General features: G+C 64.3%; 12 protein-coding genes. 11 read left to right on the forward strand and 1 reads right to left on the reverse strand.

Features of this window, described 5'->3' with window-relative positions:
• Nucleotides 1-99 precede the first annotated feature (99 nt).
• The 3 genes from JAB4_RS08825 (at nt 100) to JAB4_RS08835 (ending at nt 3,324) form a co-directional block, all read left to right on the forward strand.
• On the forward strand, nt 100-2,223 hold the full coding sequence (locus JAB4_RS08825; protein ID WP_070224610.1) for a sodium-translocating pyrophosphatase: 2,124 nt from the start codon (nt 100-102) through the stop codon (nt 2,221-2,223).
• 200 nt (nt 2,224-2,423) lie between these two features.
• Nucleotides 2,424-2,810: a hypothetical protein gene (locus JAB4_RS08830; protein ID WP_070224609.1), complete on the forward strand. Its 387-nt coding sequence runs from the start codon at nt 2,424-2,426 to the stop codon at nt 2,808-2,810.
• A 13-nt stretch (nt 2,811-2,823) separates the two neighbouring features.
• On the forward strand, nt 2,824-3,324 hold the full coding sequence (locus tag JAB4_RS08835; protein ID WP_070224608.1) for a glycine zipper family protein: 501 nt from the start codon (nt 2,824-2,826) through the stop codon (nt 3,322-3,324).
• On the opposite strand, the gene JAB4_RS08840 is transcribed toward JAB4_RS08835, so the two are convergent.
• Nucleotides 3,321-5,378, reverse strand: coding sequence for a TonB-dependent receptor (locus JAB4_RS08840; protein ID WP_070224607.1), 2,058 nt, complete (start codon nt 5,376-5,378; stop codon nt 3,321-3,323). The genes JAB4_RS08835 and JAB4_RS08840 overlap by 4 nt on opposite strands.
• Nucleotides 5,379-5,657: 279 nt before the next feature.
• On the opposite strand from JAB4_RS08840, the gene JAB4_RS08845 reads away from it, so the two are divergent.
• From JAB4_RS08845 to JAB4_RS08880, 8 genes are all read left to right on the forward strand, one after another.
• The gene (locus JAB4_RS08845; protein WP_070224606.1) at nt 5,658-6,080 is read left to right on the forward strand and encodes a hypothetical protein; all 423 of its coding nucleotides are present in this window, start codon (nt 5,658-5,660) and stop codon (nt 6,078-6,080) included.
• A gap of 232 nt (nt 6,081-6,312) precedes the next feature.
• Nucleotides 6,313-7,557 carry a hypothetical protein gene (locus JAB4_RS08850; RefSeq protein WP_139143015.1) on the forward strand — a complete coding sequence of 415 codons (1,245 nt, stop codon included), beginning with the start codon at nt 6,313-6,315 and terminating at the stop codon, nt 7,555-7,557.
• A 4-nt stretch (nt 7,558-7,561) separates the two neighbouring features.
• Nucleotides 7,562-9,004, forward strand: a complete 1,443-nt coding sequence (locus tag JAB4_RS08855) for a UbiA family prenyltransferase (protein WP_083287177.1) — start codon at nt 7,562-7,564, stop codon at nt 9,002-9,004.
• A gap of 42 nt (nt 9,005-9,046) precedes the next feature.
• Nucleotides 9,047-9,391 (forward strand): SMR family transporter, encoded by a 345-nt coding sequence (locus tag JAB4_RS08860; RefSeq protein WP_071650290.1) that lies wholly within the window; start codon nt 9,047-9,049, stop codon nt 9,389-9,391.
• 160 nt (nt 9,392-9,551) lie between these two features.
• The gene (locus JAB4_RS08865; RefSeq protein WP_070224603.1) at nt 9,552-10,310 is read left to right on the forward strand and encodes a 3-hydroxyacyl-CoA dehydrogenase; all 759 of its coding nucleotides are present in this window, start codon (nt 9,552-9,554) and stop codon (nt 10,308-10,310) included.
• 84 nt (nt 10,311-10,394) lie between these two features.
• Nucleotides 10,395-12,170, forward strand: a complete 1,776-nt coding sequence (ggt, locus tag JAB4_RS08870; protein ID WP_070224602.1) for a gamma-glutamyltransferase — start codon at nt 10,395-10,397, stop codon at nt 12,168-12,170.
• Nucleotides 12,171-12,408: 238 nt separating this feature from the next.
• Entirely contained in the window at nt 12,409-13,578 is a 1,170-nt protein-coding gene (locus JAB4_RS08875; RefSeq protein WP_070224601.1) for a patatin-like phospholipase family protein, read from the forward strand.
• Nucleotides 13,579-13,697: 119 nt separating this feature from the next.
• Nucleotides 13,698-17,867, forward strand: coding sequence for a two-component regulator propeller domain-containing protein (locus JAB4_RS08880; protein ID WP_070224600.1), 4,170 nt, complete (start codon nt 13,698-13,700; stop codon nt 17,865-17,867).
• Nucleotides 17,868-17,934: the final 67 nt, after the last annotated feature.

Raw genomic sequence — 17,934 nt, forward strand, 5'->3', positions numbered from 1 at the left:
GAAGTTTTTTGCAGGTCGTGTTTTCCTGGCTGCGCGCGCCTACCCGGTGCGGTCTGCAGCTGTCGGCAATGACGTCGGATAAAAACAGAAGGGGACGATATGGCAGCCAGTTTGTGGTTTGCGGTAGCCTGCGGCGTGGTCGCAGTCATCTATGGTTTGGTGTCGCGCAGCTGGATCCTGCGCCAGGATCCCGGCAACGCGCGCATGCAGGAAATCGCGCTGGCCATCCAGCAGGGCGCGGCCGCCTACCTGGCGCGCCAGTACCGCACCATCGCCATCGTCGGCGTGGCGCTGCTGATCGCCATCTATGTGCTGCTCGGCCTGCACACGGCGCTGGGCTTTCTGATCGGCGCCGTGCTGTCGGGCGCCTGCGGCTTCATCGGCATGAATGTCTCGGTGCGGGCCAATGTGCGCACGGCGCAGGCGGCCACCCTGGGCATCAATCAGGCATTGAACGTGGCCTTCAAGGGCGGAGCGATCACCGGCATGCTGGTCGTGGGTCTGGGCTTGCTGGGCGTGACCCTGTTCTACTGGCTGCTGGTGACGACGGGCGCGCCAGGCCTGACCCAGCATGACCTGATCAAGCCCTTGATCGGCCTGGCCTTTGGCGCCTCGCTCATTTCCATCTTCGCGCGTCTGGGCGGCGGCATTTTCACCAAGGGCGCCGACGTGGGCGCGGACCTGGTGGGCAAGGTGGAGGCCGGCATTCCCGAGGACGATCCGCGCAACCCGGCCGTCATCGCCGACAACGTGGGCGACAACGTGGGCGACTGCGCCGGCATGGCGGCCGACCTGTTCGAAACCTATGTCGTGACCCTGATCGCCACCATGCTGCTGGGCGCGCTGCTGATGGCCGAGGCCAGCAGCACGGCCATCCTCTATCCGCTGCTGCTGGGCGCCGTTTCCATCCTCGCCTCCATCGTCGGCTGCTCGATGGTCAAGACGGCACCCGGGAAGAAGATCATGTCGGCCCTGTACACGGGCCTGTGGTGGGCGGCGGGCCTGTCGCTGGTGGGCTTTGCCGTGGTCACGTGGCTGCTGTGGCCCGACGACGCCATGCGCTACAAGATGCTGGGCGCCACCGTCGTCGGCATCGTCCTCACGGGCCTGATGGTGTACATCACCGAGTACTACACGGGCACGGACTTCAAGCCCGTGCGCCACATCGCCGAAGCGTCGACGACGGGCCACGGAACGAATATCATCGCCGGCCTGGGCGTGTCGATGAAGTCCACCGCCTACCCGGTGCTGGCCGTCTGCGTCGCCATCCTCGTCTCGTACCAGCTGGCGGGCCTGTACGGCATCGCCATCGCGGCCACCTCGATGCTGTCGATGGCGGGCATCATCGTCGCGCTCGACGCGTATGGCCCCATCACCGATAACGCGGGCGGCATCGCGGAAATGTCGGGCTTGCCCGACTCCGTGCGCGCCATCACCGACCCGCTCGATGCCGTCGGCAATACCACCAAGGCCGTCACCAAGGGCTACGCCATCGGCTCGGCGGGTCTGGCCGCGCTGGTGCTGTTCGCCGACTACACGCATGCGCTCGAATCCGTGGGCCAGCACATCACCTTCGATTTGTCGAATCCGATGGTGATCGTCGGCCTGTTCATCGGCGGCCTGATCCCGTACCTGTTCGGTGCCATGGCGATGGAAGCCGTGGGCCGCGCGGCGGGTGCCGTGGTGGTCGAGGTGCGCCGGCAGTTCCGCGACATCAAGGGCATCATGGAAGGCACGGCGCGGCCCGAATACGACAAGGCCGTCGACATGCTGACGGCGTCGGCCATCCGCGAAATGATCGTGCCCTCCTTGCTGCCCGTCGTGGTGCCCATCGTCGTGGGCATGCTGCTGGGGCCGGCGGCGCTGGGCGGCCTCTTGATGGGAACGATTGTGACGGGCCTGTTCGTGGCCATCTCCATGACCACGGGCGGCGGCGCCTGGGACAACGCCAAGAAATACATCGAGGATGGCCATTTCGGCGGCAAGGGTTCCGACGCGCACAAGGCGGCCGTCACGGGCGACACGGTGGGCGACCCGTACAAGGATACGGCGGGACCGGCAGTGAACCCCTTGATCAAGATCATCAATATCGTGGCCCTGCTGCTGGTGCCGCTGCTGCCGGCCACGGGCTGGCTGGCCGTCAAGGCGCCGGCACCTGTCCACGCGCCCGTGCCGCCCATCTTGGCGCCGGCGACACCGGTGCAAAGCTTGCCGGCGCAATAGACCGCGCCACTCCATGCAGCCCCGTGGCCCGCGCCGCGGGGCTGTTTGCATTTTCTGCAGGTGAAACTTTCCTGCACTCCATATCCTCGGCGTATCAAAAGTGAGCAATTGTTACTGCGCCTTTGCTTGTGCCGGCACCTTGCCAATAATGGAGTGAAAAGGTGAGCTTCACAGTCTGGCAGGGAAGGCGGGAGGAAGTCATGGACAGCATCAACAGAAAGGGCGGCGCGCTGCTGGCGTTGCTGATATTGGGCGGTGTTGCCGGGTTGGCCCAGGCGGAGCCGGGCCGGCACGGCGGTTTCCACGGCCATCACGGCCACTTTCATGGCCATTCGCACGTGGGCGTCTGGGTGGGAGCGCCCTTGTGGTATGGCTATGGGCCGGGGTGGTATGGCGACCCGTGGTATGGCTATCCTTATCCGTATGGGCGCACGGTGGTGGTGCAGCCGGCACCCGTGTACATCGAGCAGGGCGGCGAGCCGACGGCGCAGATGTGGTACTACTGCGCGCGGCCGCAGGGCTATTATCCCTACGTGAAAAATTGTAGTACGGCATGGCGTGCCGTGCTGCCGACCAGCGTGCGCTGACGGGGAGGTCAACATGAATACGAGAGCGTTAATGGGGCGTGCCGGCCTGCTGGCACCGCTGCTGCTGGCTGCCTGCACGGTGATGCCGGAAGGGCCGTCGGCCATGGTCTTGCCCGGCACGGGCAAGAGTTTCGAACAATTCCGCAGCGACGATCTGCAGTGCCGCGGCTATGCGCAAGGCCAGTTGGGCGGCAGTTCGGCGCAGCAGGCCAGCGTCGACAGCGGCGTGCGCAGCGCGGCGCTGGGTACGGTGCTCGGTGCGGCGGCCGGCGCCGCCATTGATGGCGGCCATGGCGCCGGCGTGGGCGCGGGCACGGGTTTGCTGTTCGGCGCGCTGGCAGGCACGGGCGCGGCGGACAGTTCCGCATATGGCATGCAGCGCCGCTACGATAATGCCTACCAGCAATGCATGTATGCGAGCGGCCACAAGGTGCCCGTCGCCGGGCAGATGCTGAGCAGCGTCCCGGCGAATGCCGCCACGCCGCCGCCCGATACGCCGCCGCCCCGTTATTAGAACCGTGAGGTCAGGCCGACGAACATGCGGCGTCCCGGCACGTAGTAGTCGACCAGACCATCGGCCATCGGTCCCTTCTTGAACAGGTTTTGCACGCCGCCGCGCACCGTCCACTGGGGCGTGACCTTGTACGACACGACGGTGTCGACGATGGTGTAGGCCTTGTCGGCCAGCTTGCCCGCGTCGAGTTCGTTGCCCGTGTACTGGGCCGACACTTCACCGAACAGCTGGTCGTTGACTTGCCAGCCCAGCGCCGAATACCACGACAGCTTCGGCGTCGACAGCAGGTTGGCGCCCGTGGTCAGGTTTTTCGCCTCGGCCATGTAGGTCACGTTGTTACGCCAGTTCAGGTTTTTCGTCAGCGGGATATTCGCCGTCGCTTCCAGGCCGCTGGTGCGCGCTTTCTGGATATTCGTCATTTTGGTCCACCACTGCTTCTGGTAAAAACCCAGCGGCGCGTAGTCGATCTTGTTCTTGAAATCCGTGTGGAAGTACGTCAGGCCCACGTCCCAGCCATTCTGTTCCCACGCCACGCCGATCTCGCCGGCCGTGCTCGTTTCCGGCTTCAAGTCCGCATTGCCGGCCATGTAGCAGCCGCCCGTGATGTAGCCGAGCGGTTTGAGGCTGCCGCAACCGCGTCCGCCCGACTGCGTGGCCGCCGCCGGCGAGTTTTCCTTCAGGCTGGGGGCGCGGAAGCCTTGCGAGATGCCGCCCTTGATGGTCCAGGCGGGGGCCGGGTGGTACACGAGGTAGAGGCGCGGGCTGTAGTGGTTGCCGAACTTGCTGTGGTGATCGAGACGCAGGCCGGCCGTGGCCGTCAGGTTGTCGCGCAGGAACAGCTGATCTTCCGCAAACAGGGCCGAGGTGGTACCGGACAGGGTGGCGCCGCTCACGGGGTTGCCCAGGTAATCGGTGGGCACGGTGCCGATGGTGTCCGTGTTCGTCAATTCCTGGTGCTTCCACTGGCCGCCCATCACCAGCATTTGCTCGATGCCGCCCCAGCCGACCCGTTTTTCCAGGCTGGCGTCCAGCGTGCTGTCCTTGGATTTGGCCACCGTGCCGACGACTTCGTTGTCGAAATCGTTGTGGTACAGGTTGACCACGGCCTTGCCGAAGTCCCAGCGGCCTTCATAGCCGATGCTGGCGCTCTTGCGTATCAGTTTGCTCGCGCCCCAGGCGCCGAACAGCGGGTAGCCGTCCGCGTCGAGCGTGGTCGAATCCGTCGATTGCTGCTTGCCGTAGCTGGCGTCCAGCGACAGGTTCTGCTTCTTGTCCAGCGCCCAGTTCAGCTGGCCCGAGACAGTCTGGTTGCGTTCGCCGCCGATGCCGCCCGATTTGCCTATCGCTTTTTCATCGGGATTCTGGCGCGTCTGGCCCACGCCCAGGCGCATGCCCACCGTGTCCGACAAGGGGCCGGCCAGGTTCACGCCCAACTGGTGCGCCGTGCCGCGGCCGCTGTCCTGCGGCTGCGTGTAGTTGGCCGTGGCCGAACCGTTCCACTTGCCCGGCACCTTGCGCGTGATGATGTTGATCACGCCGCCCATGGCGTCCGAGCCGTACAGCGACGACATGGGGCCGCGCACCACTTCGATGCGCTCGATCATGTCGGGCGAGATCCAGTTCAAGTCCTGGCGGCCCAGGTCGGGACGGTAGGCCGTGTCGGCCGAGCTGCCGACGCGCTTGCCATCGACGAGGATCAAGGTGTATTTGTCTGGCAGGCCGCGCAGTTTGATCTTCGACTCTTCGCCCACGGGGCTGGTGCCGCCCGTCACGCCGGGGATGCGGCGCAGCAGGGTATTCAAGTCATACACGGGCTGGCGCTCGATTTCCTCGCGCGTGATGACGCTGATGCTGGCCGGCGCATCCTTGATGTCGATGGCCGTGCCCGATGCCGTGACGACCACCGTGTTCATGGTGGGATCGGCGGCCACATTGCCTTCGGCCCAGGCGCTGCTGACGGCCAAGGAGAGCAGGCAGGGCAGAAGCAGAGTGGCGCAATGGATGGGGCGGGGGGTCGTAACAGGATGAAGGAAGGCGGGACTGCGCTTGGTCATGGTGAACTTTCCGGATGTTGTTTTTTCCTGGCTGCCTTCCGGGTGGCTCGGGTATGAATGATTGAAAATGCAATAAACTGCGCTCCTATTCCGCGAATGAGAATAAGAATCGTTCTTATTGTAATGCCAGCCTGGCAAGAAGGAAAGTGCTGAAAGGAAATAAAACACCGTTGCAGCGTGGACATGGCGGCTGCCAGCGTGTGCGTGTTACTCGCGCTGGCATCTGGCGCCGTGTGTGCCAATAATGAAAGCGGTATGATCGATGCTTGGGGAGGGGGCATGAAGACGATGACAAAAACCATGCTGGCGCTGGCCGGCGCCCTGCTGCTCGCTGGCGGCGATGCCTGGGCGCAGGAACCTGCTGCGTCCGATCAACTGCCCGTGTGCCAGCTCGACCCGCGCGACAGCGGCAAGCTCGCGGTGGAACCGTGCCGCCCGGCGCCGCCCGTGCAGCCGCGCCGTTCCGTGGCGCAGGTGATCGGCCGCATGCCGGCCCAGCCAGCGCCACCGGTCGTGCCCATGGCGCCGCTGCCGCCCAGCCCGGCCGTGCCGATGCCGCGCGCGCCGCAGCCCATCGGTGCCTGCGACACGGGCGGCTGCCGCGACGCTGCCGGCGCGCGCTACAACGGCGCGGGCAACGCCACGCTCGATGCCAACGGGCGCATCTGCCACCGCAATGGCGCTTTCATGCAGTGTTTCTAAGGAGTCGGTGCCAGCGCATCGCGCTGCCATGCCGGAAGCAATAGGCAGGCCCTGTGCGTTGCCGCCGGGCGCCATGCATGCTGCCACGGCTCCATTTTCTAAATATTGATAAAAAACAAATATCAAGGATGAGTGGCCGGGATTTAATTATTGCTTTTTTGTATATACCATGAAACAATAACAATAAATATTTAATAATTTATTGTTGTCATCGTATTGTTAGCAATCCACAATGAAACCAGCCCATCTTCGTCTCTTGTTCGTCACGTTTTCCATCTGTGCCCTGGCTGTATTTTCCTGGTATTTTTTGGCAGGAAACGCACTGCTGGAGGCGGCCTATGACGGGCGCTCATGGTCGGTCCTCAATAAGGTACTGGGACACGCGGACCGCCACCCGCTGGCATTCTATATTCAGAAAATGGATGCCTTGGTAAGCTTTTACCTGTTGCTTTGGCTGGCATTCACCGTCACTGCCGCAGTGTTCCTGTATCGTTTGCATCGGCCCGCAGCAAAGAGCGACGATGGGCTCGACTACCTGTTGTTCGCCATTTACACCGCAGTGTTTGCCGGAATGCTCCTGCGTTTCGGCACGCAGGAAAGCTGGTACATGATCGATGACATTATGGCATTCAAAGGTACGCCGCCGTTCCAGCACCGCGTCATGTTCATTTTCCCGGCACAGGTCCTGCAGTACCTGTTCCCCCGCCTGGGCGCTATCGAGTGTTTTCTCTGGTCCCAGGTACTGGCCATTGTGCTGATGCTGTGGTCGGTCCGGCGTTTTGCGGCTCTCTTCATCCGACGAGACCTGGCCTTCGTGGCGCAGTTTCTGGTGTTGTGCATGTGGGCGCCCACGGTCACCTATTACACGTTTTACGATATCGGTATTATTTTTGTCTATTCCTTTTGCCTTTACCACCTGCTGCGCCGTGAAATGCTGCCCTATGTGGCGATGCTGGTGGCGGGAACGTTCAATCACGAGATAACGCTTTTCCTGATCGTGACGAGCGGCTTTGTCTTGCTTGGACAGATGAAGCTGCGCTCGCTGGCGGGATGGATCTTGCTGCAACTGCTGCTGTACGGCCTGGTGCGCGTACTGATGTTTTATGTGTTGCCAGCTCATCAGGCATGGGAGGGCGGCAAGATTGACAACAATATCAATCTCTTCCTGCACCATCCGCGTACGCTGGTACAGAACGTTGGCCCTTTATTGCTGTGGTATCTCGTGGCCGCCTGCGGCTGGCGCTATGCGTCGGCGCCGCTGCGGCGCTGCCTGATTATCCTGCCGTGTTTGCTGACCATGACCTTTATGGTGGGACAGTTCAATGAAGGGCGCCAGTTTGACGCGTTCATCCCCGTTGCCGTGGCATTCATGTTGTGCGCACTGAGTGCGCGTGTCGGTGCGCCAGCCATGCCCACGCTGGATCGGGACAGCGCCTGGTTGCTGTTACGCATGCCGGCATCCGGCACGGGAAGGTAATATCATGGCCGAACCGATGTTGCACGCGCAGGGTGAACAGAAGAGTGTACCGCTGGTGGTTGATCTCGACGGTACGCTGATCCATTCGGACTTGCTGTGGGAAGCGATTCTCATCTTTATCAAAGTGCGCTTCCTGCAGCTCTGGCGCTTGCCGTTCTGGCTATTTTCCGGCAAGGCTGGCTTCAAGGAAAAAATGGCGGACATGGTGGAGATCGATCCACAAGCCTTGCCGTATGATCAGATTTTGCTGGCCGACCTTGCGCGCCAGCGCAGCGAAGGGCGCCAGATCATTCTGGCGACAGGTTCGCAGCGCCGTTTCGCCGATGCCATCGCCGTCCACCTGGGGCTGTTTGACCGCGTGCTGGCCACCGAGGGCGGGATCAATCTCACTTCGCACAACAAGGCGCATCAACTGAGCGAACTGTTTGGTGCCAGGGGGTTTGATTACATAGGCAATGCCAGTGTTGACGTCGCGGTATGGAATGCCAGCAACGTGGCGCTTTCCGTCACGCGCACGCCGTTCCGGCTGGCGGGTGGCGGCGCCACGCAGCCAGCGGGCACGCCGCGCACCGGGTGGGGCGCGCCCCTGCTCAAGGCAATGCGGCCCCGCCAGTGGCTGAAGAATCTGCTGGTCTTTGTGCCGATGCTGGCCGGCCATGCGCTGAATCTGCCGACTTTCCTGCAGGCGCTGGTGGCGTTTGTGGCTTTTTCGCTGTGCGCCTCTAGCGCCTATCTGCTCAATGATGCGCTCGATGCGCCCGATGACCGACGCCACCCCAGCAAGTGCCGCCGGCCCATAGCCGCCGGCAGCCTGCCGCTGCCCGTTGCCCTTCTGGCCAGTCCGCTGCTGGCCATCCTGGCGCTGGCCATTTGCGCACTGTTCGATCCGCTGCTGTTGCTGGCCGTGGCGATTTACTTCGCCACCACCCTCGCGTACTCGATTTACCTGAAGCGCTTGCTGATGGTCGATATCGTCACCCTCGCCATCCTGTATACCTTGCGCATACTGGGGGGCAGCGCGGCGACGCATATCGAACCGTCGTTCTGGCTGCTGGCCTTTTCCTTCTTTATTTTCCTTAGCCTGGCGCTGCTCAAGCGCTATAGCGAGTTATTCAATCTGGAGCGCCAAGGCAAGGAAAAGACGCGCGGCCGCAGCTATACGACGGCCGATAAGGCGCCGATCGGCATCATGGGCGTGAACAGCGGATTCATTTCGCTGCTGGTGTTCATGCTGTACTTTAATTCCCAAAATATCCTGGTGCTGTATGCGCGCCCTTACCTGTTGCTGGGTATCGTGCCCCTGCTGGTGTTCTGGCTGGGACGATTGTGGACGCTGGCCTTCAGGGGCGAGGTCAACGAGGATCCCGTGTTGTATGTGAGTAAAGATCCCGTCAGCCTCGTGGTCATCGCCGCCTGCATGGCGCTGGCGGTCGGCGCCAGCCTGTAGAATGTCGCACCCTCTCCCGAAACCGTACCCGAACTGCTACCGATGATGACTTCCGCTTCTGCAGGCTTCCTATGGTGCGCGCTGGCCTCAGTGGCCAGCGCGGCGGCCACCTTGCTGATCAAAATGTCCAGCCAGTATGGCAGCGGCCTGAATATCGTCCGCCTGCTGTGGCTGGGCGGCGCAGGGGGAGCCTATGCCCTCGGTTTCATCTGCTATGCGGTGGCGCTGGAAAAGCTGCAAATCAGCCTGGCCTATCCCGTCATGACGGCCATCACGATGGCGCTGGTGACCCTGATCGGCTGCTGCGTGCTGCAGGAAGCGCTCACCATGCCGAAAGTGATCGGCATTCTGCTGATCACGGCGGGTGCTTTCGTCCTGTCCCGCTGAGCGCTCCAACGCCGGCCTGCTCCGTTTATCCATAACTTTTGGCTGTGTTGCGCAAAAAATGGCTACAATTGTCGCCGACATTACGTTTACGTAAACGTAACTATGGCACCATGCAACCATCAGGCGCCGGGAACACGGCCCTTATCACTCAGGAGTTTTCATGCAGATTCAGGACAATGTATTCATCATCACGGGCGGCGCATCGGGTTTGGGCGCGGCCACGGCGCGCATGCTGACGGCAGCAGGCGGCAAGGTCGTGCTGGCCGATGTGCAGACGGAGGCGGGCCAGGCGCTGGCCGCTGAACTGAACGGCGTGTTCGTGCAGTGCGACGTGACGTCGGAAGAGGACGGCCTGGCCGTGGTGGCTGCGGCCACCAAGCTCGGTACTTTGCGCGGCCTGGTCAACTGCGCCGGCGTGGCGCCGGCCGTGAAAACCGTGGGCAAGGATGGCCCGCACCCGCTGGCCCTGTTCCAGAAAGTCGTCAACATCAACCTGGTGGGCACCTTCAATATGTGCCGCCTGGCGGCTGACGCCATGGCGAAACAGGACGCGACGGCGGAAGGCGAGCGCGGCATCATCATCAACACGGCTTCCGTGGCGGCCTACGATGGCCAGATCGGCCAGGCGGCCTACGCCTCGTCGAAGGCGGCCGTGGTGGGCCTGACCCTGCCGATGGCGCGCGACCTGTCGCGCAACGGCATCCGCGTGATGACGGTGGCGCCCGGCATCTTCGAGACGCCGATGTTGCTGGGCATGCCGGCCGAAGTGCAGGATGCGCTGGGCAAGATGGTGCCGTTCCCTTCGCGCCTGGGCAAGCCCGGCGAATACGCGCAACTGGTGAAGGCCATCGTGGAAAACGTCATGCTCAATGGCGAAACGATCCGTCTCGATGGTGCGATCCGCATGCAGCCCAAATAAGCGTGGCGTGATTTGATGTAGGATACCCCCGTATGGGGCGTACAGCCTTGCCTGGCTGTGCGCCCTTTTTTTATCGGAGAATCCATGATCGCATTGAAGCCGCTGGCGCTGAGCCTGACCTTGCTGGGGGCGTTGGCCGCCAGTCCCGTATTTGCCGAAGTGCCGCAAAAGGCACCGGAAATCGCCACCGCGTATGCGGAAAAAAGTGGCTGGGCGGCGCAGAAATTCATGGTCGCCGCCGCCAATCCGCTGGCCGCCGATGCCGGCTATCAGATGCTGAAAAAGGGCGGCAGCGCCATCGACGCGGCCATCGCCACGCAGCTGGTGCTCACCCTGGTCGAGCCGCAATCGTCGGGCATCGGCGGCGGCGCCTTCCTGCTGTACTCCACGGCCAAGGGCGTGCAGGCCTTCGACGGGCGCGAAACGGCGCCGGCCGCGGCGGACGAACACCTGTTCCAGAATGCCGACGGCAGCCCCGTCTCGCGCGCCACGGGCGTGGTGGGCGGGCGCTCCGTGGGTGCGCCGGGCGTGCTGCGCATGCTGGAGCTGGCACACAAGGAGCATGGCAAGCTGCCGTGGGCGACCCTGTTCGGTCCCGCCATCCGCCTCGCGCACGGCGGCTTTCCCGTCAGCCAGCGCCTCAACGGCCTGTTGACCTGGGACCAGGCCCTGAAGCGCGACCCTGTCGCCGCCGCGTATTTCTATGACGGCGAGGGCAAGGCCTGGCCTGTCGGCCACGTGCTGAAAAATCCGCAGCTGGCGCGCACCCTGCGCGAGATCGCCCGCGGCGGCGCCGACGCTTTTTATAACGGCCGCATCGCGCGCGACATCGCCGCCAAGGTGGCGTCGCATCCGACCAATCCGGGCAAGCTGACGGCGCAGGATATCGCCAACTACCAGGCCAAGGTGCGCGAGCCCGTCTGCAGCGATTACAAGGCCTGGACCGTGTGCGGCATGCCGCCGCCATCGTCGGGCGGCATCGCCATCGCGCAGATGCTGGGCATCCTGGAAGTGAAGGACATCCGCCCGTACGCGCCCGTCGACGGCGTGCCCGATGCGCAGGCGATCCACCTGTTTTCGGAAGCGGGGCGCCTGGCCTACGCGGACCGCAACCGCTACGTGGCCGACACGGACTTCGTGCCGCTGCCGGGCAAGGGCGTCGCTTCGATGCTCGATAAAACCTATCTGGCGCAGCGCGCCGCCCTGATCGGCGACAAATCCATGGGTAAAGCCTTGCCCGGCACGCCGCCCGGCATGCAGGTGGCGTGGGGCATGGACAATGCCCTGCAGCGTCCGTCGACGTCGCACCTGGTGGCCGTGGACGCTTTTGGGGGCGGCCTGTCGATGACCACCAGCGTGGAAGACGCGTTCGGCGCGCGCCAGATGGTCGACGGCTTCTTGCTGAATAACCAGCTGACGGATTTCTCGTTCGATTCGCGCGATGCCGACGGTCCGATTGCCAACCGGGTCGAGGCGGGCAAGCGTCCGCGCAGCGCCATGTCGCCCACCCTCGTGTTCGAGAAGGGCACGCACAAGCTGGTGCTGGCCACGGGTTCCCCGGGCGGTTCGTCCATCATCAATTATGTGGCCAAGGTCCTGGTCGGCACCATGGACTGGGGCTTGAACGTGCAGCAGGCCATCAGCCTGCCGAACTTCGGCAGCCGCAACGGTCCGACGGAGCTGGAAAAGGGCCGCGCGCCGGCCGCCCAGGTCGAGGCGCTGCAGGCGATGGGCCACGAGGTGCGCGTGATTGAGCAGAATTCCGGCTTGCAGGGCATCATGCGCCTGAATGCGCATGGCAAGGATTTCTGGTTTGGCGGCGCCGATCCACGGCGCGAAGGCATGGTCCGAGGCGATTAGGGGCACCGGACCAAACCTACTGCGCGTCGGTATAGGTGGCCTGCGATGCTCACCGTACTAGAGTACGGTTGCGCTTCTCGGCCACCTCTCCCTTCCGCTCGCTACGGTTTTGTCCGGCGCCGTGACGTGGGCAGTCTGTCTGGATGTTGTTCTGCACACTTTGTATCATCCTTTTCCGGTGCACTCAGTAACTTCCAAACTTTTCCACAAAGTATCAAGACCCTGCTAATCTGCCGGCATGGGAATGCAAAATAAAACAGGCTTGATACTCACGGGAGGGGGCGCCCGTGCCGCCTATCAGGTGGGCGTGCTGCAGGCGATTTCGGCGATTCTGTGGGAAGCGGGCTGGGCGCCGGCGCGCAACCCGTTCGACATCATCTGCGGCACCTCGGCCGGCGCCATCAACGCCACGGCGCTGGCTTGCCGCGCCGATAACTTCGGCGAAGGCGTGCAAAAGCTGCTCGACGTGTGGCAGCACATCGAAGTCGAGCAGGTCTACCGTGCCGATTCGCTGGGCGTGATACGCTCGGGCGCGCGCTGGCTGTCCTTGCTGTCGTTCGGCTGGCTGCTGCGCCAGTGGCATGCGTCGCCGCCCAATTCCCTGCTCGACAATACCCCGCTGGTCAGCCTGCTGCACCGCATGCTCGACCTGCCGCGCCTGGACGCGGCCCTGGCCGACGGCTTGCTGCATGCGCTGGCCGTGACGGCGTCGTCGTATTCGGGCAGCCGCCACATGACGTTTTATCAGACGGCCGGGGATATCGCGCCCTGGGTGCGCACGCAGCGCCTGGCCTTGCCCGACCAGATCGGCGTGGAACACTTGCTCGCCTCGGCCGCCATCCCTTTTATCTTTCCCGCCGTGCCCCTGTACGTGGGCGGCCAGCGCGAATACTGCGGCGACGGCTCCATGCGCCAGCTGGCGCCGATCTCGCCGGCCATCCACCTGGGCGCGAACAAGGTGCTGGTGGTGGGCGCGGGACGCATGACGGAACCGGCACCGGCCGCGTCGGAAGCGGCGCGCTACCCGAGCCTGGCGCAGATCGCCGGCCACGCGCTGTCGTCGATCTTCCTCGACGGCCTGGCTGTCGACATCGAGCGTCTGAACCGCATCAACCTGACCTTGTCGATGCTGCCGCCCGAGCTGCTGGGCAAGACGGCCTTGCGGCCGGTGGAATTGCTGGTCATCGCGCCGTCCGAGCGGCTCGACGCCATCGCCAGCCGGCATATCGGCAGTTTGCCGCGTCCCATCCGCACCATGTTGTCGGGCATCGGCGCGGCCGAAGCGCGCGGCGCGGCGCTGGCATCGTATTTATTGTTCGAATCGACGTATACTAACGAGCTGATCCGTCTTGGACAGCGCGATACGCAGGCCCGCAAGGACGATGTACTGGCGTTTTTTGGTTCTTGAGACGGCCCCCGGAACAGTTGCCGGAGTTTCGCGTTTTTTTTGACAGGACGATTGTGCTGGTATTTCGACGTGTTTGCGATGTTGCCTCACTGTTAATTTTACTGCTGGGCGGCTGGGCCATGGCGGCGCCTGCGCCCACCCTGCGTTTCGACCAGCTCAGCGTCGACCAGGGCCTGGCGCAGGAATCGGTGCTGGCCATCGCCCAGGACCGGCAGGGCTATATGTGGTTCGGCAGCCAGTCCGGCCTGAGCCGCTACGACGGCTACCGCATGGTCGTCTACAAGAATATCGAGGGCGACAAGACCAGCCTGGCCGACAACTGGGTCGGCGAGCTGCATGTCGATAGCCAGGGCCAGCTGTGGGTGGGCACCGACAATGGGCTGGACCGCTTCGACGCCGCCAGCCAGACCTTCATCCATTATGGTCCCGGCGAAAAGAGCAAGCGCGGCAACGGCAACCGGCATATCCACGCCATCCTCGACGATGGCGCGCGCGGCTTCTGGATCGCCACCTCGGACGGCTTGCAGCATTTCGACCCCGCCACCGGCGCCTTCCGCACCTGGCACCATGAAGAAGGCAACCCGCACAGCCTGGGCGACAATGAAATCAAGGCGCTGGCGCTGGACGCGCAACAGCGCCTGTGGATCGGCACGGTAACGGGCCTGGACATGCTGGCGCCGGGCAGCGAGCGCTTCGAGCATTTCGCCGTCGATGCGACGCCCGGCTCGAAGTACAACGTGATCCAGTCGCTGCTGGTCGACCGCCAGCAGAACCTGTGGATCGGCACCATGGCCGGCGCCGAGCGCTGGCGTCTGGGTGGCGCCGGCCAGCCGCCGCAGGCAAGAGTGCGCTTCGGCGAGAAACATGGCTTTTCCGCCATCCGCGTGGCCAGCCTGTACCAGGATGTCGACGCCACCGTCTGGCTGGGCAGCAATGCCGATGGCCTGTTCCGCTGGCTGCCCGACAGCGACACCTTCCTGCAGTACCGGCACCAGACGGGCGACAAGTTCAGCGTCGCCGACAACCAGCTGTCGTCGCTCTACCGCGACCGCGCCGGCACCTTCTGGGTCGGTTCCTGGTACAACGGCGTGAGCCGGGTCGACCTGGGCAGCGGCGGCTTTGCGCGCATGGCGCGCGCGCCCGGCGACGTGGGCGCGCTGGCGGACAAGAAAGTGCGCGCCGTGGCCGACGCGGGCAATGGCAAGCTGTGGCTGGCCACCAAGGGCGGCCTGAAACTGTACGACACGCGCGACGGCAGCTCGCGCCTGTTCGACCTGCGCAGCGCACCCGGCATGTCGCGCGACGAGCAGGTCACGACCCTGTACAAGGCGCCGGACGGCGTATTGTGGGTGGGCGGCTCGACGGGCTTGCACCGCTTCGATCCGGCACTGGGGCGTTTTTTTACCATGCGCTTTGCCGCCGGCGACCCGAACAGCGACACCATCCGCAATGTCGTGAGCGACCGCAGCGGCATGCTGTGGGTCTCGACGCGGGGCGGCGTGCACCGCTTCGATCCCGTCAGTCGCCGTTTTACCACGTACCGCCACGACCCGGCCGATCCGAACAGCCTGTCCGACAACATGGTGCGGCCCGTGCTGGAAGACGGCAAGGGGCGGTTGTGGATAGGCTCCTTCCACGGCCTGGACTTGCTGGACCGCGCCAGCGGCCGCTTCCGCCATTTCCGCCACGATCCGCAAAACCCGCAGAGCCTGAGCCACGATGAAGTGCATTTCCTGCACGAAGACAAGCGCGGCGTGCTGTGGGTGGGCACGGCCAATGGCTTGAACCGCATGGACGTCGACGCCAAGGGCGGGATCCGCTTCCGGCGCTTCCTGCGCAAGGATGGCATGGCCGATGACGCCGTCGCCAGCATCCTCGGCGACGACAACGAACAGCTGTGGCTGAGCACGAACAGCGGCATCACGCGGCTCGACATGCGCAGCGGCCTGTTTCGCAACTACGACAGCGCCGATGGCACGGTGGAAGGCTCGTACTTCGACGGCGCGGCCCTGCGCGCGTCGGACGGCACCATGTATTTCGGCGGCTTCAACGGCATGACGGCGTTCATGCCGCAGGATATCCACGACAACCGCGTGCCGCCGCTGGTGGCCGTCACGGAACTGCAGATCTTCAACAAGCCGGTGGCCATCGGCCGCGGCGAGTTCGCGCATGTGCTCAAGAAGGCCATCGACCATACGCGCGAGTTGGTGCTGACCAGCCGTGAAAGCGTTTTTTCGCTGGAATTCGCGGCCCTGCATTTCGCCGCGCCCCAGCGCAATATGTTCGCCTACCGGCTCGAAGGCTTCGACCAGGACTGGGTCATGACGGATGCGGGGCGGCGCTTTGCCACCTACACCAACCTCGACGCGGGCAACTATGTGTTTCGCGTCAAGGCGGCCAACAAGGACGGCGTGTGGAACGAGAGCGGCGCCACGCTGGCCATCACGATTTTGCCGCCGTTCTGGAAGACCTGGTGGTTCCGCACCCTGATGGCGCTGCTGCTGCTGGGCGCCGTGTATGGCGCGTACCGCCAGCGCGTACGCGCGCTGCGGCGCCAGCAGAACGAGCTGGAAAAACTGGTCGGCGAACGCACGGCCGAGTTGCAGAGCAAGGAAATCGAGGTGCTGGCCCAGTCGGAAAAGCTGGCGCAAGTCAACAGCAGCCTGACGAAAAACGAGGAAAGCCTGCGCCAGGCCAAGCGCAAGGCCGAGGATGCGACGCGCCAGAAGTCGGAATTTTTGGCCAACATGAGCCACGAGATGCGCACCCCGCTGGCCGGCGTGATCGGCATGCTGGGTTTTGCCCTGCGCGACGAGCAGCTGCACGACGCCACGCGCGAGCAGATCCTGCGCGGCCAGGCCAATGCCCAGTCGCTGCTGGTGATCATCAATGACTTGCTCGATTTTTCCAAGATCGAGGCGGGCAAGCTGAGTATCGAAAACATCGATTTCGCGCTCGGCGCGGCCATCGAGACGGTCGTGACCCTGTTCGAGGAGCAGGCGGCCGCGCGCAGCATCGGTTTCTCCATCGATTTCGCGCCCGACCTGCCGCCCTTCGTGGTGGGCGACCCGACCCGCTTGCGCCAGGTGCTGGTCAACCTGGTCGGCAATGCCTTCAAGTTCACCCAGCGCGGCGGCGTCAGCGTGTGCGTCGAGCGGGCCGGCGTGGCCAGCGGCAGCGGCAGCGGCGGACGCCGTGTCAACCTGATCCGCTTTAGCGTCAGCGACAGCGGCATCGGCATCGATGCGGACGCGATGGCGCGCCTGTTCCAGAAGTTCGAGCAGGCCGATGCCAGCACCACGCGGCGCTACGGCGGCACGGGGCTGGGTCTGGCGATCTGCCGCCAGCTGGTCGAACTGATGGACGGCGAGATCGAGGTGGCCAGCACGCCGGGGCAGGGCAGCACGTTTGCTTTCACCCTGCCGCTGGCCGATGGCGTGGCACCGCCGCTGGTGCCGCAGGTGGCGCTGGCGCCGCACAGCCACCAGTTGCGCGTGCTGTGCGCGGAAGATTTCCCGACCAACCAGATCATCATCCGCGTCATGCTCGAAGAACTGGGGCACCGGGTCGACGTGGTCGCCAACGGCGTGCTGGCCGTGGCGGCCTGCGTGCATACGCGCTATGACCTGATCCTGATGGACGGGCGCATGCCGGAGATGGACGGCGCCACGGCGACGCGTCTGATCCGCGTGGGCGGCTGGCCGGACCAGCCCGTGCGCGACCAGGAACTGATGATCGTGGCCCTGACGGCGAACGCCAGCGAAGAGGACCGCAGCCGCTACTTGGGCGTCGGCATGGATGATTTCCTCAGCAAACCGGTGGACGAGGCGGCGCTGCATGGCTTGCTGGCGCGCGCCATCGAGCGCCAGTTGCAGCGCGGTTTCATGTTGCCGCGCATGCCATCGAACGCGCCGCGCGCTAGCGCGCGGGGGCAGGTGGAACTCGACGCCCTGTTCGGCGTCGCGCCTGCCATCCCGGCGGCGGCGTCCGCCCAATCCATCCGCAGCGGCGAACTGCAGCGGCGCATCCGCGTCGCCTTTGTCGCCGACCTGGAAGGGCGCCTGCGCGAACTCGACGATGCCCTGGCGGCGCAGGACCAGGACAACGCCGGGCGCCTGCTGCACGGATTGAAGGGCAGCGCCGCCTATCTCGACGAAACGCAGCTGCACATGCTGTGCACGGAAATGGAGGAGGCGGCCGATGGCGGGCGCTGGACGCAGGTGGCCCTGCATTTGCCGCAATTGCGCGCACTGTTGGCGCAAATAGCCGTTTCGGGCAAGGAAATGTAAAATAGGCAATTCCAGCCGTGGAGCGCGCGGCGAAACTGGGTAGAATACGGCCAGGCACCCTGACGCT

It is taken from the genome of Janthinobacterium sp. HH102 (assembly GCF_001758625.2).
Classification (GTDB): domain Bacteria; phylum Pseudomonadota; class Gammaproteobacteria; order Burkholderiales; family Burkholderiaceae_D; genus Janthinobacterium.

What these genes read in the sequence shown, in the direction of transcription:
- JAB4_RS08825 (WP_070224610.1), top strand. Translation starts at nt 100, where the DNA reads ATGGCAGCCAGTTTGTGGTTTGCGGTAGCCTGCGGCGTGGTCGCAGTC.
- JAB4_RS08830 (WP_070224609.1), top strand. Translation starts at nt 2,424, where the DNA reads ATGGACAGCATCAACAGAAAGGGCGGCGCGCTGCTGGCGTTGCTGATA.
- JAB4_RS08835 (WP_070224608.1), top strand. Translation starts at nt 2,824, where the DNA reads ATGAATACGAGAGCGTTAATGGGGCGTGCCGGCCTGCTGGCACCGCTG.
- JAB4_RS08840 (WP_070224607.1), bottom strand. Translation starts at nt 5,378, where the DNA reads ATGACCAAGCGCAGTCCCGCCTTCCTTCATCCTGTTACGACCCCCCGC.
- JAB4_RS08845 (WP_070224606.1), top strand. Translation starts at nt 5,658, where the DNA reads ATGAAGACGATGACAAAAACCATGCTGGCGCTGGCCGGCGCCCTGCTG.
- JAB4_RS08850 (WP_139143015.1), top strand. Translation starts at nt 6,313, where the DNA reads ATGAAACCAGCCCATCTTCGTCTCTTGTTCGTCACGTTTTCCATCTGT.
- JAB4_RS08855 (WP_083287177.1), top strand. Translation starts at nt 7,562, where the DNA reads ATGGCCGAACCGATGTTGCACGCGCAGGGTGAACAGAAGAGTGTACCG.
- JAB4_RS08860 (WP_071650290.1), top strand. Translation starts at nt 9,047, where the DNA reads ATGATGACTTCCGCTTCTGCAGGCTTCCTATGGTGCGCGCTGGCCTCA.
- JAB4_RS08865 (WP_070224603.1), top strand. Translation starts at nt 9,552, where the DNA reads ATGCAGATTCAGGACAATGTATTCATCATCACGGGCGGCGCATCGGGT.
- ggt (WP_070224602.1), top strand. Translation starts at nt 10,395, where the DNA reads ATGATCGCATTGAAGCCGCTGGCGCTGAGCCTGACCTTGCTGGGGGCG.
- JAB4_RS08875 (WP_070224601.1), top strand. Translation starts at nt 12,409, where the DNA reads ATGGGAATGCAAAATAAAACAGGCTTGATACTCACGGGAGGGGGCGCC.
- JAB4_RS08880 (WP_070224600.1), top strand. Translation starts at nt 13,698, where the DNA reads ATGGCGGCGCCTGCGCCCACCCTGCGTTTCGACCAGCTCAGCGTCGAC.